Source organism: Faecalimonas canis (genome assembly GCF_054601575.1).
This window is the reverse complement of record NZ_BAAHSI010000008.1, coordinates 1-15,944: the sequence shown is the minus strand read 5'-3', so window position 1 is coordinate 15,944 and position 15,944 is coordinate 1. Positions and strand designations below refer to the sequence as shown.

Below are 15,944 nucleotides of genomic sequence, written 5' to 3'. Positions count from 1 at the left end.
CAAACACCCCTTTCTACTGAGGGAAATATTCTTTTCCCTGCCATATGTCTTCGCTTTTAAAATATCGCTGTATGGAATTTAGGACAAAACGTTTGCTGCCTGTCCAAAGTGGTGCGATAAGTAAATCTTTAGGACCGTCACCTGTAAGGCGGTGAACCACAATATCTGGACGGAGTAAAGATATACATCTACTTAATAATACCATATATTCTTCTAAAGTGGGAAGATGAAATTCATGATTTTTAAAGAATATTGCCATATCCGTTCCTTTTAGGATATGCAGTAACTGAAGTTTAATGCCTTGAATATCTAACCGATTTAGATAGGAAATAGTTTCTAGCATCATCTCTTCGGTTTCATTTGGAAGTCCAAGAATTGTATGGACAATAACTGTGATTCCGATAGTACGAAGATTTTTAACGGCAGTTTCAAAAACATTTAACGGGTAGCCCCGCCTGATAAATAAGGCACTTTCTTCATGAATTGTCTGTAGCCCTAATTCAACCCATACAGGTTTGATTTTGTTTAATCGTGTGAGTAAATCTAAAACATCTTTACCCAGACAGTCGGGACGGGTTGCTATTGAGAGTATTTTGATTTCTGGTTCTTCAATAGCCTCAGTAAAAATTTTTTCCAAATACGAAACGGGGGCATAAGTATTTGTATATGCTTGAAAATAGGCAATATACGAATGCCCCGTATATTTTCTTTCTACTAATTTCTTGCCGTAGGCAATCTGCTCTTTTATATTAATGGAGGAAGGGGCGGAAAAATCTCCCGAGCCGCCCGCACTGCAAAAAATGCATCCCCGATTGTCCAGTGTTCCGTCACGGTTTGGACAGGTCATTCCTCCGTTAAGGGAAAGTTTATATAACTTTTCGCCGTAAACTTCCCTTAAATAATAATCGAGGGAATAGTATCGTTTTTCACCCCAACGTTTCATTAGATAAGAGATTTTACCGCATTGCTTACTACATCTGCAACGCGTGGATCAAATGCTTCCGGGAGAATATTTGTGTCACTTAATTCTTCATCTGATACAAGTCCTGCAATGGCATTTGCAGCGGCAAGTTTCATTTCTTCTGTAATTTGTGTGGCACGCCCTTCCAAAGCGCCTTTAAAGATACCAGGAAATGCAACGACATTGTTTACTTGATTTGGAAAATCGGAACGTCCTGTACCGACAACTCTTGCACCTGCTTCTTTTGCCAAATCCGGCATGATTTCAGGAACAGGGTTTGCCATGGCAAACAAAATAGCATCTTTATTCATGGACTGTACCATTTCTTTTGTGACGATATTTGGAGCGGAAACACCGATGAAAATATCCGCACCGTTTAAAGCGTCCGTGAGAGAACCTATTTTTCCTTCAAGGTTTGTCAATTCTGTCATTTTTTTCTGTGCCCAGTTTAGATTTGGAGATGCTTTGGAAATCATTCCATTAATATCGCACATTGTAATATGTTTGAATCCGTAAGTGAGTAAAAGTTTTGTGATGGCAATTCCGGCAGAACCTGCACCGTTTACAACTACTTTACAGTGTTCTTTTTCTTTTCCTGTAAGTTTAAGTGCGTTGATGATACCTGCTAATACGACAATGGCAGTTCCGTGCTGGTCATCATGGAAAACGGGGATGTCAAGAAGTTCTTTTAAACGTTCTTCGATTTCAAAACAACGCGGAGCAGAAATGTCCTCTAGATTAATTCCACTGAACGCAGGAGCAATATTTACAACTGTTTTAATAATTTCTTCCGTATCTTGTGTGTCAAGACAGATAGGAACTGCATTGACATTTCCAAATTCTTTGAAAAGAACAGCCTTTCCCTCCATAACGGGAAGTGCGGCGTATGCACCGATATTTCCAAGTCCGAGAACGGCGCTTCCATCAGAAATAACGGCGATTGTGTTAGCCTTCATTGTGTATTTATAAACAGCATCTCTGTCCTCGGCAATTACTTTACAAGGTTCTGCAACACCCGGAGTGTATGCGATTGCAAGGTCTTCGCGGGAGTTTACTTTTGCTTTTGCTACTGTTTCGATTTTACCTTTCCATTGTTCATGCATCTGTAATGCTTTTTCGTTTGTCGTCATAATTTCACACCTTTTCCTTATTTTTACACAGTCAAATAAAACATTGACGGTTTCTCTGTACATTAATATACCATTCCTGTGAAAGCAAATCAACATGATAAAATTTCTGAGAAACTCTTTGCTTTTAAAAAAAAATAGTGTATAATTAGCACATAATTCAAAGAAAGTCAGTTCTGACGAGAATTCCCACAGTGTTAAGTGAATAAGGAAGGAAGAAAAATATGAAAGAAAAATATGAGTCTTTACCATTGGCAACTTTGAGAGAATTAGCAAAGGCAAGACATTTAAAAGGTATTTCGACAATGAAGAAAGCGGACATTATTGAATTAATGTTGGTTGAAGATGAAAAGGACAAGGCAAAAGCGGTAAGAGAAGAAGTGAAAAATGAGAAATCGGGAACGGCGGATATTGAACAACTTGACAGCGGAATTGTAGCAAACGGTATTTTAGAAGTGCTTCCTGATGGATACGGATTTATTCGTTGTGCGAACTATCTTCCGGGAGAAAATGATGTGTATGTATCTCCTTCGCAGATTCGTCGTTTTAATTTAAAAACAGGTGATATTGTTGTGGGAAATACAAGAGTGAAATCTCCGACAGAAAAATTCAGCGCACTATTGTATCTGACAAAAATAAACGGGTTAAATCCTGCAGAGGCTTCCCAAAGAAGTTGTTTTGAAGAGATGACACCTATTTTCCCAAATGAAAGACTGCACTTAGAAGGTACAGGAAGCAGTGTGGCAATGCGTATTATGGATTTGATTTCCCCAATCGGTAAGGGACAGCGCGGTATGATTGTTTCTCCGCCAAAAGCGGGAAAAACTACATTGTTAAAGGAAGTTGCACTTTCTATTTTGAAAAATAATCCGGAAATGCATCTTTTAATCCTGCTAATTGACGAAAGACCGGAAGAAGTAACCGATATTCGAGAGGCAATCTGCGGTAAAAATGTGGAAGTAATTTATTCTACATTTGATGAATTGCCGGAACATCATAAACGTGTTTCGGAAATGGTAATTGAACGTGCTAAGAGATTGGTAGAACATAAGAAAGATGTTACTATTTTATTAGACAGTATTACAAGACTTTCAAGAGCGTACAATCTGACGGTTTCTCCAAGCGGAAGAACACTTTCAGGCGGTTTGGATCCGGCTGCTCTTCATATGCCGAAAAGATTTTTTGGTGCAGCGAGAAATATGCGTGAGGGTGGAAGTCTTACTATTTTGGCAACAGCCCTTGTGGATACGGGAAGTAAGATGGACGATGTTATTTACGAAGAGTTTAAAGGTACGGGAAATATGGAACTTGTTTTAGACAGAAAACTGCAGGAGAAAAGAGTGTTCCCTGCTATTGATATTGCAAAATCCGGTACAAGACGCGAAGATCTTTTATTATCGCTGGATGAACAGGAAGCGGTTAACAGTATGCGTAAAGCATTGAATGGAATGAAGGCTGAGGAAGCGGTGGATAGTATTTTAAATATGTTTTCGCGAACGAAAAATAATGAAGAATTAGTACAAACAGTACGAAAAACGAAATTCCTGTAGAAACAACTTGCAAAGAGAATGAATTTGTGATACAATCAAAAAGATGTTTGAGAAAAATGTTAATGCGTACAAAATTACGCACAAATAAAAATAGAGAGGTGAAAATCATGAGAGAAGGAATCCATCCAGATTATTATCAGGCAACAGTAACTTGCAACTGCGGTAACACATTCGTAACAGGTTCTACAAACGAAGACATTCACGTAGAAATTTGTTCAAAATGTCATCCATTCTATACAGGACAGCAGAAAGCTACTCAGGCTCGTGGTCGTGTTGACAAGTTTAACAAGAAATACGGAATTCAGGCATAATAGAATCCAGCATTTACAGGTTGAGGTTGCAAAACCTCAACCTTTGTTGCGTTAAGGAAAAGATTGGAGGTCACTGATGAAATCGTCCAATATAGGAGGTCAGGCTGTTTTAGAAGGTGTAATGATGAAAAATGGAGAAGATTACGCTGTAGCGGTAAGAAAGCCTGACGGTGAAATAGAAGTGAAAAAAGATGTGTATAAAGGAGTTGTAAAGTGCAGATTTTTGACGAAAACACCGTTTATACGAGGGATGTTTAATTTTATCGACTCATTGGTTCTCGGCATGAAAACGCTGACTTATTCGGCAGAGTTTTATGAGGAAGAAAAAGAAAAGATTCCCCTGACAAAAGAAGAAGAAAGAAAGAAGAACAGGAAAGAATCTATTTTCATGGGAATTACGGTTGCGTTTTCCGTTGTACTTGCTATGGGGATTTTTATGGTTCTGCCGTATTTTCTGATTAGTCTTGCAGATGATGTAATACATTCAAAAGCAGTACTGGCTGCATTGGAAGGGGTTATCCGTATTCTTATTTTTATTGTATATATTTTGATTATTTCCAAGATGGAAGATATAAAGCGTGTGTTTATGTATCACGGCGCAGAACATAAATGTATCAACTGTATAGAACATGGCTTGCCGCTGAATGTAGAGAATGTGAGAAAAAGTTCTAAACAGCATAAGCGGTGTGGAACGAGTTTTCTTTTGTTTGTTATGATTGTTAGTTGTGTAATGATATTTTTTATCCGCTCGGATTCTCAACTTGTAAAAGTCGGATTGAGAATTGCGTTAATACCCGTAATCGCAGGGATTTCCTATGAACTGATAAAATGGGCGGGAAATAGTGACAATCCGATTGTAAATTTATTGAGTAAGCCGGGGTTATGGTTACAGAATTTGACGACAAAAGAGCCGGATGACGATATGATAGAAGTTGCAATTCAATCTGTTGAGGCTGTGTTTGACTGGAAAACATATCAGAAAGAAACGTATGGAGTGAGTGAAGAATGACACTGGAAGAAGCATATGGTTTTGGAAAAAAAGTATTGGAAGAGCATAAGATTGGGGATGCACCCATTGATGCATGGATTCTTTTAGAGCATATAACGGAAATCAGCAGAGCAATGTACTATGTCAATCCAAAGCAGGAAATGAATTCCGAGCAAAAAAAACGGTACGAATATTTTATTGAGCAGAGGGCGAAAAGAATTCCGCTCCAGCATTTGACGAAAGAGCAGGAGTTTATGGGATTGACTTTTGCGGTAAATGAAAACGTACTGATTCCAAGACAGGATACGGAAATTTTGGTGGAAACTGTTTTGGAGGATTTAGAGCCGAATATGCGTGTTCTTGATGTGTGTACCGGTTCGGGTTGTATTTTAATCAGTTTATTGAAAATGATGCAGGAAGGCAGAGGACAGGATACGATAAAGGGAATCGGTATTGACATTTCTAAAGAGGCGTTGGAAGTAGCGGAAGAAAATGCCCGAAAGCATAATACGGAAGCGATTTTCGTTCAAAGTGATTTGTTTGAAAATGTTGAGGGGATGTATGATGTGATTGTGTCAAATCCCCCTTACATAAAGACAAAAGAGATAGAACAATTGGAAGATGAAGTGAAATTGCATGACCCTATGATAGCGCTTGACGGGAAGGAAGACGGACTTTATTTTTACCGAAAGATTATAAAAGAGAGCAGAAAATATTTGAAAAAGAATGGAAAACTATATTTTGAAATAGGACATACCCAAGGAGAAGAAGTAAAAACGCTTATGGAAGAGGCGGGATTTTCTAATGTGAAAATAAAAAAGGATTTGGCAGGGCTTGACCGTGTAGTCTATGGCGTGTAAAATATCTCAGAAGAGGATAAACGGATAGGAGGAAAAATATGTTTGATAAATTAGAAGATTTAATCATTCGTTTTGAGGAAATCATGGGCGAGTTACAAGAACCGGATGTAGCGAATGACCAGAATCGTTTTCGTAAGTTGATGAAAGAACAGGCGGAGTTAACACCGATTGTAGATGCATATAATGAATATAAGAGTGCGAAACAGGCGATTGCGGACAGTGAAGAAATGCTGGAAATGGAATCGGATGAAGAAATGAGAGAGTTGGCAAAAGAAGAACTTTCTTCTTCAAAAAAACGGGTGGAAGAATTGGAACGTGAATTGAAAATTTTACTTCTTCCAAAAGACCCTAACGATGATAAGAATATTATGGTGGAAATCCGTGCAGGTGCAGGTGGAGATGAATCTGCTTTATTTGCGGCGGAGGTATACCGTATGTATGTTCATTATGCCGAGAGTAAACGTTGGAAAACAGAGTTGATTTCATTTAATGAAAATGGAATCGGCGGATTTAAAGAAGTTGTTTTCATGGTGAGCGGACAGAGTGTTTATTCACGAATGAAATATGAAAGCGGGGTACACCGTGTACAGCGTGTTCCTGAAACGGAGTCGGGCGGACGTATTCATACTTCAACAATCACTGTTGCAGTTATGCCGGAGGCGGAAGATGTTGACGTTGTAATTGATGAAAAAGATATTCGTATTGATGTTATGCGTGCGTCAGGAAATGGTGGACAGTGTGTCAATACAACTGACTCGGCAGTGCGTTTAACTCACTACCCGACAGGAATCGTTATTTACAGCCAGACAGAAAAATCTCAGTTACAGAATAAAGAAAAAGCATTTAAGTTACTTCGTTCTAAATTATATGAATTAGAATTGGAAAAACAGCAGTCAGCAGAGGCAGAAGCAAGAAGAAGTCAGATTGGTACAGGCGATCGTTCTGAAAAAATCCGTACTTATAACTTCCCGCAGGGACGTGTTACGGAACATCGTATTAAGTTGACATTATATAAGATTGACAATATTATGAACGGGGATTTAGATGAGATTATCGATCCTTTAATTGCAGCGGATCAGGCGGCTAAATTAGCGAATATGAATGAGTAATACAGATAACTACCATTTACAGAGATGTATTTGGTAGTTTTTTATATATAGGAATTCAAAGTGCTATTGTTAGTGGCATTTGAATGTGTTACGATAATCTCGATTATAAAAATAAGGAATTGTGATATGGGAGAAGGAAATATGGAAAAGAAAAGCCTACAGATAAGAATGGCGGATTTGAGTATTCAAATTAACTACAAATATACATACATCGAAAGACAATGTGCGGGTTGGCTGGATGAAAGCGGACGAAAACCGGATATAGAGATGGAGGTTTCGGATGAGGAAATTGAAACGGAATATACAGAGTTTGCGGCGGACGGGGTTACAAGAGGAATGTGTGAAAGTGTCTGTATTTATAGGGCGATTGCGAGAAAACTAATTCCGTTTTCAGCGTTTGTTATGCACGGAGCAGTGATAGAATTAGATGGAAAAGCCTATGTGTTTACGGCAAAAAGCGGAGTGGGAAAAACGACGCATACAAAACTTTGGTTGGAATACTTTAAAGGAAGAGCAAGTTATATTAATGGAGATAAACCGATTATTCGCTATCAGAATGGAAGATGGTATGCGTATGGCACTGCATGGATGGGAAAAGAAAAATTCGGTTCACCTAAATATGCCCCGATACAATCTGTTTGTTTTATAGAGAGAGGGATAGAGAATGAAATAAGAAAGATTGACGATAAAGAAGTAGTGGAGCGTTTGTTTCATCAATTGTTTTTGCCGGAAGAACCGGAAAGTTTAATGCAATTTATGGAACTTATAGACGGAATGGTCTGTGAAATTCCTTTTTTTGTGTTGAAATGTAATATTTCTTTAGTTGCCGTAAAGGTAGCATATGAAACATTGTCGAAGTCATAATCGGCAGAAAGACTTGTTATTTATGATAAAAAAAGTATAATGGAAGAAAAAGATTGGAGAAAAGGTATGAGAATTAAAGAAGGATTTTTAAAACGTCAGGTTGGAGAACGTGCGGTAGTTGTTCCTATTGGGAAGCGGCAAAAAACTTTCATGGAATGATTCATTTAAATGAAACAGGTGGAGAAATTTGGGAACTTCTTAAGGAAGAAACAACAGAGGAAAAGGTATTACGAGAAATACTGGAAAGGTATGAAATTGGAGAAGAACAGGCGAAGAAAAGTTTGGATGCATTTTTAAGTAAAATGAGAGAGGCGGGAGTTTTGGAAGAGTAGGGATGAAGAAAGAAAAAATATCATCACTTCAATGGATTTATCAATATAGTCGGCATTTTATCGGGTATATTTTTTTGCTGGCGGTTATTAGTGGGACGATAGCTGGTAGTTTTATTTTGCTTGCGCTTGTTTCGAGTAATGTTCTTGATATTGCAACAGGAAGTCGGACGGGGAACTTATGGGCACAGATAGGTTTACTTGGACTGTTAATTATATTTCAGGCAGTTTTGAATATTGCGAGCAGTAATGTAAGAATACGCACAACAACTAAAATTGAGATGCGTATGAAACAGGGGGTATTTGCAAAAGTGCTGCGGAAACAATATCAGGAAGTGAGCAAAGTACATTCCGGTGAAATTCTTAACCGTCTGACAAGTGATATTGATATTGTTGTCGGCAGTATTGTGTCACTGATTCCACAGGCGATTTCTATGTTGACAAAAATAGTGGCGGGTGTGTTTGTTTTGTTTTCTATTGATGCACGTTTCACGGGGCTTGTGCTTTGTGTCGGCGGATTAGTTTGTGTGTTCAGCAGAATTTACAGCAGGCATTTTAAATATTTACATAAGGAAGTACAAAGAACCAATGGTGTTGTGCGTTCCTATATGCAGGAATGTTTTGAAAATCTTATTGTGATTAAATCGTTTGTAAATGAAAGTGCTGTTGGCGGCAAGTTAAATGAATTTCAGCAGGAGAATTATAAGATACGAATTAAAAGAAATACGATCAGCAATTTTGCAAACACAATGGTATATGTGTTATTTACGGCGGGATATTATGCGGCGCTTGCTTGGGGAGCATTGCAGATTTCGGTAGGGGCGATGACTTTCGGAACTTTGACCGCGTTTTTGCAGATTATTCAACAGATTAAAGCACCGTTTAGAAATGTTTCAGGACTAATTCCTCAGTATTATAGTATGCAGGCATCTGCCGAGCGTTTAATGGAACTTGAGGAGATGACCGATGAACAGGCAGAATCTAAAATTTTAGATGTGATGCAATTTTATCGAGATTTTATGGGAATTGTTGTTGACAATGTTACATTTTCTTATACTGAAGGGGAAAAGGTTTTAGAGAATGTTTCTCTTCGTGTGGAGAAGGGCGAGTTGCTTGCGATTGTAGGAGAGTCAGGAATAGGGAAGAGTACACTTGTAAAACTGTTTTTACACCTTATGCCATGCTCTGAGGGAAAATTATATTTAGAAACTGTGTCTGAGAAAATTGAAATTGATGCAGGCACAAGAAATGTATTTTCCTATGTTCCGCAGGGAAATATGATTATGTCGGGAACAATTCGGGAGAACATTACATTTTGTAATCCCAAGGTGACAGATGCAGAAATTCAAAGAGCCGCAGAAGTTGCGTGTATTTGGGATTATATCGAAACTTTACCACAGGGACTAGATACTGTGCTTAAAGAACGAGGAGAAGGACTTTCCATGGGACAAATTCAGCGTATTGCGATTGTGAGAGCAATTTTGGACGATGCGCCGATACTTTTGCTGGATGAATGTACAGCTTCTTTAGACAAAGAAACAGAATGGAATGTTTTACAGAATTTAAAGAAAATGAATACAAAAACAATTATCTGTATTTCTCATACGGCAGCGGGAATAAGATGTTGTGATCGTGCAGTCAAGATTGAAAATAAAAAATTTATAGAGGTGAAGTATGAGTAAGGTGCAAAAATGGAGATTTTTATTCGAGATTATACGATATAGTCTTGAAGGAGGCGAAAGTCCGGTTGCGACAGGAAATATAAATTGGGAGGCATTATATAAGATTTGCAAATTTCATAAGATTGAATCTGTTGTGGCGCATGGGCTTGATAAAATGCAGGGTAAGGAGAATATTCCGCAGGAAATTCGCAAAAAATTTGAACAGGCATGGCAGTTGGAAGTGGCAAGAGATACTACGCAACAATTTTCTTTAGAAGAGTTGCTGCAGGCGTTTGAGGAAGCGGGAGTATACTGTATGGCTTTAAAAGGTGTGTTTATGAAGCAGTTCTATCCACAGCCGGACCTTCGTATGATGGCGGATATTGATATTTTATTCCGATTGGAGCAGGAAGAGAAAGTAGAAGAAATTCTGACAAAACTCGGATATTATTGTGACCATAAGGATGACCATCACCATGTATATTTTAGAAAGCCGTTTATGAATATAGAAATGCACTATTGTTTAGTCGATGAGGACAGCAGGTTTGCTGCTTATTATGCAAATCCTTGGGAGAAGGCGGTTCAGGCTGAAGGGAAGACGTATGTGCAAAAATATGGATGGGAAGATTTCTATATTTATGTAATTGCCCATTTTGCAAAACATTTTGAAAACGGAGGAAGTGGAATTCGTTCTATTGTTGATATTTGGCAGTTTGAAAAGAAAATGAAAGAACAGATGAATTGGACATATGTGGAATCAGAATTAGAAAAAATCGGATTAAAAGAATTTCTGCATCATATGGAACAATTGACGGCAATCTGGTTTCAAGGTGAGAAGAGTAATTCGTTTTATGAACAGTTGACGGAAATTATTGTGGGCAGCGGTGTTTATGGAACAGTGGAAAACTATAAAATACAAACTGTGGCTTCAGCAGATAAAAAAGTCTGGATGGGACAGATGAAAGTATGGATTTCTACGATTTTTTTCCCATACAGATTGATGAAACTACAATATAGATATTTAGAGAAATACCCGATATTACTTCCGGTGGCATGGATACAGAGAATTTTCAGAACCATATTTAAAAGAAAAGGAAAAGCGAGCGAGGTGCTTGTAAATCAGAAAGTAGATTTTGATGAGGCGCGTGGAAGACAGGAAGTATTTGAAAAATTAGGGTTATAAAGTAGTTGATAGATTAGAAATGAAAAAGTTTAAAGAGATTTTAAATGAAGAAATGTTAAAAAGACGAGTGACAGAAATAACTGCCGGTATTCTGGCAATCCTTTTTATATTTTCTCTTCTTGTACAAAATGAGATGGGTACGGCAAAGCCGGATAAAAGAATTGAAAAAATGGAAGGCTGGTACTATAAAGAAGACGGAAAGAAAATAATACCGGAATTGCCTAGAGTTTTAGAAAAAACGGATAAAGGCAAATTTGTCATGGAAAATATTATACCGAAAATACCTTACAGAAACACGACGATTGCTTTTCACTCTCAGTTACAAAAAGTGAGAGTTTCGATTGATGGTAAGGAGATTTATACATATCCTGATAAAAAAATTAGAGGAGGAATTGTACCAAGTACATGGAATTTTATCCGTTTACCTCAAGAAAGCGAGGGAAAACACATTAGTATTGAAGTTTCATCTCCGTATAAACAATTTCAAGGAAAGCAGAATTATATATATTGGGGATCGTATAATAGTTTATATTATGCAATAAGAGAAACAAATTTTCCGAAGTTTTTAATAAGCCTATTTATAGGAATTATGGGAATAGTTATGGTTGTTATATCTGTTTTTTTGCGAAGATTTAGAGGGTACCGTTGTGAAGAAACGTTGGGAATATTGTTTGTTCTTGTTTCTCTTTGGCTGTGTGGTGTGTCGGAAATGGTGTATAAAGAAATAGGGGTAGAAACAATATATTTTGTTACAATGGTTTCAGCCTTATTTTGCAATGTATTTTTTTTGAGTTATTTGGAGCAGAGAGTAGAAGGAAAAATTCAAAAGATTACACGGATAGGATTTTACTTGAGTTTTTTCAATGCTGTCTTATGTCTGATTTTGCAGGTGGCAGATGCAAAGGATTTGATACAGAGTGCAGGATACATATTGGTTTCATTTATTATATCGTTTGTTTACGCTATCGTTATTTATGGGAAAAAGGTTTTAGAAAAAGAAGCGGGGTATAATAAAGGAGAATTTGTTTGTATGCTTATCATTTTGGGGGCAGGGTTGGTTGAATGGGTACATTTCTATTCAAAAAAATGGTATACATTCGGTATATGCATAAGAGGTGCAGTGCTTATTTATACAATGTATCTGTTTGGCTATTATATTTGGGAAATTTATAATACGGCACGATTAAATAGAAAATTAAGCAGACGTCTGCAAAATAGTGAAATTCAATTGATGATGAGCCAGATACAGCCTCATTTTATATACAATGTACTCGGTTCAATCCGTACGCTGATAAAAATTTCTCCGGATGATGCCTATAAAATGGTATATGATTTTTCAAATTATCTTCGAGGAAATATTGATGCGATTGGAAACAAAAAAACTATTTTATTTTCAGAAGAAATCCGGCACATAAAATCTTATGTCAATATTGAAGAAGTGCGTTTCAAGGACCAGTTAAAAGTGGTGTTTGATATAAGGGAAGAAAATTTTTATATTCCTCCTCTGAGCGTGCAGGCACTTGTGGAAAATGCAATTAAACACGGAATTCGTAAAAAGATGGGCGGAGGCTGTGTGTGGATTAGAAGTTATAAGAAAGACGGAAACTATATTGTAGAAGTAGAAGATAATGGTGTGGGATTTGATGTAAATGAAAAAAGAAAAGAAAATTCCACGGGTCTTAAAAATATAGAATTTCGGCTTGAAAAAATGTCACATGGAAAATGTGAACTACACTCAGAATGCGGAGTAGGAACGAAGGCAACTTTAATATTTCCTCAAAATTTAGGGGGGGGGGGAGAGCAAATTGAAGATAGTGATTATTGATGATGAGTGGCTTCAGATAAAGCAGTTTGAAATGGAATGCGCAGGAATTAAAGGTGTGGATATCGTGGCAACATTTACAAATCCGCTTGAGGCGTACGAGTATATTAAAGAACATCCGGTAGAAGTTGTTTTTACGGATATTGAAATGCCTGAGATGGATGGAATTATATTTGGCAAAAAAGTGAGGGAATTATATCCTGATATTGTTCTTATATTTGTGACCGGTTATGAACAATATTTGCGGGATGCCTTTCAAATGAAAGCGGATTATTATGTCTTAAAGCCATATAATCAGGAAGAAATCAGAGATGTACTAAAACGTTCATACTATCTTTCTAAACGTCAAAAGAAAAGAATTTATTTTAGAACTTTTGGACGATTTGATGTTTTTGTAGATGGACAGGTTGTGTATTTTGCAAATGCAAAAGCGAAAGAATTGCTGGCGCTTTGCGTAGACCACAGAGGTGGAAATGTGACGATGGAAGAAGCGGTGGACAAACTGTGGGGAGAAAGATTGTATGATGAACGTGTTAAGACTCTGTATAGAAAAGCAGTTATGTATTTGAAAAAAATCTTTCAGGCATATGATATAGATGATGTATTTGTAAATAATAGAGGTTCGTGTAATATTAATTATGAGAAAGTAGATTGTGATTATTATGCGATTTTGGAAAGAAAAAAATCACTTGCAGAGTGTGTTGGACAGTATTTATGGGAATATTCATGGGCGGAAGAAACGGCTGTGGAATTGGAAAATTCGGGACGTAGTAAACTTTAAGTTTACTACGTCCCGAATTTTGTTTTACCCCGTCCCTTTTTTGACAACGCCCTGTCCCTTTTTGCTAGTAAAAACGGTTGTGATTTTAAAAATATACTAAAAGTCCGAAAATGAGCCAAAAACAAAGTAAAAATGGTTTTCATAATATACTTTTTAAAGAAAAATGAAAAAGCCTGATTTTACGGAGGTTTTTAACATATCTAAAAAAAGGGACACCCCTTTCAACGATTAGGGACACAGTGAAATCTAATTAGGGACAGGGTATTTTTCAATTTTACTACGTCCCCAATATTTTTTGTCGTAAAAGTAACGAAAGAGTAACACTTTGGTTTGTATAATTCTATTGTTAAGATACACTGCTCGCAGTGTAAATATATATAGGAGAGGAAGAGATGATTATGAAACGAGAACGAAGAAAGTTCAGAGATTCGTTCGTGGCGATTCTGTTGGCAATCAGTATGGTTGTTGGTTTAGTGCCTGTTAATAGCATAACGTCTTATGCGAAGGACAAATCCACAGGCAATGTGAAGAATCAGTCGCGAGCAGCATTTAATGAGGAATCCGTGTCAGACGAATCATCGTTAGAAACATGGATGAAAGTTGTAGAAAATTCTACAGAAAATATAGGACGAATTTGGACGGATAAAACCGTTTCGGATAAGAATATAAAACTTCCGGCTTCGTCACAAGGAAATGAATTTACAATTGATAAAGGAAATTCCGATTTTCTTGTAGGATTATCTGCTTTATCATCTACATCGAATACAGTAACGCTGACAGAAAAGCCACTTGACATTGTATTCGTACTTGATACATCAGGGTCTATGGGTGATCCTATGGAGTATATTTATAGTCCGACATATAGTGTAAGTACCCGCAGTGACAGGTATTACGCGAAGGTAGATGGAAACTACATTAAAATTGACCGCATAATAGGTATATTCGGTGGATTTAAACGTTGGGAATTAAACGGAGAAGAAGTGACACCGAAGAAGAATGCATCAGACACGAGTGGAATTCAATTTTATACTCGTCAAGAAAAACCTGGCTCATTGTCTAAAATGGAAGCGTTGAAGATTGCGGTAAATCAGTTTGCAAATGAAACGGCAAAACGTAATGATTCTATTATAGACACAGAGAAACAACACCGTATGTCTATTGTGACTTTTTCAAGTAATGGGTATCTTAGACAGGGACTTACGGCATATAACTCAAGTACAATTTCAAGGTTTGAAGGAACTATCAATCGCCTAAGTGCAAATGGTGCAACATATGCAAACGCAGGAATGGAGCAGGCGGAAAAATCTTTACAAAATGCCCGTCAGGATGCACAGAAAGTAGTGATTTTCTTTACAGATGGACAACCGGGGCAGTCTGGATTTGAGGATGCTACGGCAAATGCAACTATTCAGATAGCAAAACGTATGAAGGATAATGCTGCAAAGATATATTCAATAGGTGTGTTTGACCAAGCCAACCCTGAAAATACTTCGAGTTCATTTAATGCATATATGCATGGTGTATCAAGTAACTATCCAAATGCAACAAAGTGGAGTGAGTTAGGAGAACCTGCTGAAAAATTAAATTACTATAAAGCGGCGCAGGATACAGATGGACTTAATAAAATTTTTGAAGAAATCTTTGATGAAGTAAATAGCGGTTCGGGTTTCCCAACACATACTGAAGAAGGTTTTGCGGGGAAATCAGGTTACATCACATTTACGGATGAACTTGGAAAATATATGCAGGTAGACGAGTTTAAAGACTTGGTTTTTGCTGATCAAGTATTTAAACCAACAGGAAGTGAAACGAAAGATGGAGTTACAACTTATTTCTATGAAGGAAAAGCAAGTGGTGACTCTGAATTATACCCACAAGGTAACTTGAATGAAATTATTGTTCAGGTGAAGAAAAGTGATAATCTTCAAAAAGGTGATACGGTAACAGTTAAAATTCCGGGTGGATTAATTCCGTTACGACACTTTAATATTGATGTTGATGGAAATACAGAAACAACAATGTCAATTAAGGAAGCATATCCAATGCGTATTTTCTATGGCGCAAGTTTAAAACCGGAAGTTGTGGAAACATTGAAAGACGGATTGAATGACAGTGCAGAGGATAGAGAATTAAATGCTTACTTAAAAGACAACAGAGTTGACGGAAATAAAGCGGCATTTTACTCTAACTTCTATGACGGACTAAAAACAAGTGGTGCTAAGAAGTTAGGAAATACAATTGCAAATTTCACACCTTCAAAGTCGAACTCGTTCTATTTCTTTACAGGAGATACAGTTGTTTGTACAGATGATAAATGTTTACAGCCGTTGAAAACAGATCCGGATACAAGCGGAAATACTTCTTATTATTATAAGAAGACAGACTGTAGACAAAGTCC

Annotated in this window: 14 protein-coding genes; 12 read left to right on the top strand and 2 right to left on the bottom strand. The window is 37.2% G+C overall.

Features of this window, described 5'->3' with window-relative positions:
- Nucleotides 1–13: 13 nt before the first annotated feature.
- A complete protein-coding gene (locus ACYPXO_RS02345; protein WP_459639085.1) occupies nt 14–943 on the bottom strand; it encodes a TIGR01212 family radical SAM protein in 930 nt (309 codons plus the stop codon).
- Complete coding sequence (locus ACYPXO_RS02340; RefSeq protein ID WP_459639084.1) at nt 943–2,091, bottom strand: NAD(P)-dependent malic enzyme; 1,149 nt, start codon at nt 2,089–2,091, stop codon at nt 943–945. The genes ACYPXO_RS02345 and ACYPXO_RS02340 overlap by 1 nt, the downstream gene beginning before the upstream one ends.
- 221 nt (nt 2,092–2,312) lie before the next feature.
- Here ACYPXO_RS02340 and rho point away from each other — a divergent pair, with 221 nt between their 5' ends.
- From rho to ACYPXO_RS02280, 12 genes are all read left to right on the top strand, one after another.
- Nucleotides 2,313–3,638, top strand: coding sequence for a transcription termination factor Rho (gene rho, locus ACYPXO_RS02335; RefSeq protein WP_459639083.1), 1,326 nt, complete (start codon nt 2,313–2,315; stop codon nt 3,636–3,638).
- 107 nt (nt 3,639–3,745) lie between these two features.
- Nucleotides 3,746–3,949 carry a 50S ribosomal protein L31 gene (rpmE, locus tag ACYPXO_RS02330; RefSeq protein ID WP_459639082.1) on the top strand — a complete coding sequence of 68 codons (204 nt, stop codon included), beginning with the start codon at nt 3,746–3,748 and terminating at the stop codon, nt 3,947–3,949.
- 76 nt (nt 3,950–4,025) lie between these two features.
- Complete coding sequence (locus ACYPXO_RS02325) at nt 4,026–4,958, top strand: DUF1385 domain-containing protein (RefSeq protein ID WP_459639081.1); 933 nt, start codon at nt 4,026–4,028, stop codon at nt 4,956–4,958.
- The gene (gene prmC, locus ACYPXO_RS02320) at nt 4,955–5,797 is read left to right on the top strand and encodes a peptide chain release factor N(5)-glutamine methyltransferase (protein WP_459639080.1); all 843 of its coding nucleotides are present in this window, start codon (nt 4,955–4,957) and stop codon (nt 5,795–5,797) included. The genes ACYPXO_RS02325 and prmC overlap by 4 nt, the downstream gene beginning before the upstream one ends.
- 38 nt (nt 5,798–5,835) lie before the next feature.
- Nucleotides 5,836–6,906, top strand: coding sequence for a peptide chain release factor 1 (prfA, locus tag ACYPXO_RS02315; protein ID WP_459639079.1), 1,071 nt, complete (start codon nt 5,836–5,838; stop codon nt 6,904–6,906).
- Between the two features lie 141 nt (nt 6,907–7,047).
- Nucleotides 7,048–7,770, top strand: coding sequence for a hypothetical protein (locus ACYPXO_RS02310; protein ID WP_459639078.1), 723 nt, complete (start codon nt 7,048–7,050; stop codon nt 7,768–7,770).
- Between the two features lie 155 nt (nt 7,771–7,925).
- Nucleotides 7,926–8,102 (top strand): PqqD family protein, encoded by a 177-nt coding sequence (locus ACYPXO_RS02305; protein ID WP_459639077.1) that lies wholly within the window; start codon nt 7,926–7,928, stop codon nt 8,100–8,102.
- A 2-nt stretch (nt 8,103–8,104) separates the two neighbouring features.
- Nucleotides 8,105–9,781 (top strand): ABC transporter ATP-binding protein, encoded by a 1,677-nt coding sequence (locus ACYPXO_RS02300; protein WP_459639076.1) that lies wholly within the window; start codon nt 8,105–8,107, stop codon nt 9,779–9,781.
- The gene (locus ACYPXO_RS02295; RefSeq protein WP_459639075.1) at nt 9,774–10,943 is read left to right on the top strand and encodes a nucleotidyltransferase domain-containing protein; all 1,170 of its coding nucleotides are present in this window, start codon (nt 9,774–9,776) and stop codon (nt 10,941–10,943) included. The genes ACYPXO_RS02300 and ACYPXO_RS02295 overlap by 8 nt, the downstream gene beginning before the upstream one ends.
- A 19-nt stretch (nt 10,944–10,962) precedes the next feature.
- Nucleotides 10,963–12,768, top strand: coding sequence for a sensor histidine kinase (locus tag ACYPXO_RS02290; protein ID WP_459639074.1), 1,806 nt, complete (start codon nt 10,963–10,965; stop codon nt 12,766–12,768).
- Nucleotides 12,758–13,546, top strand: coding sequence for a response regulator (locus ACYPXO_RS02285; RefSeq protein WP_459639190.1), 789 nt, complete (start codon nt 12,758–12,760; stop codon nt 13,544–13,546). Before ACYPXO_RS02290 ends, ACYPXO_RS02285 begins: the two co-directional genes overlap by 11 nt.
- 392 nt (nt 13,547–13,938) lie before the next feature.
- Nucleotides 13,939–15,944, top strand: a 2,006-nt coding sequence (locus tag ACYPXO_RS02280; RefSeq protein WP_459639073.1) for a vWA domain-containing protein, incomplete at its 3' end; no start/stop codon positions are given.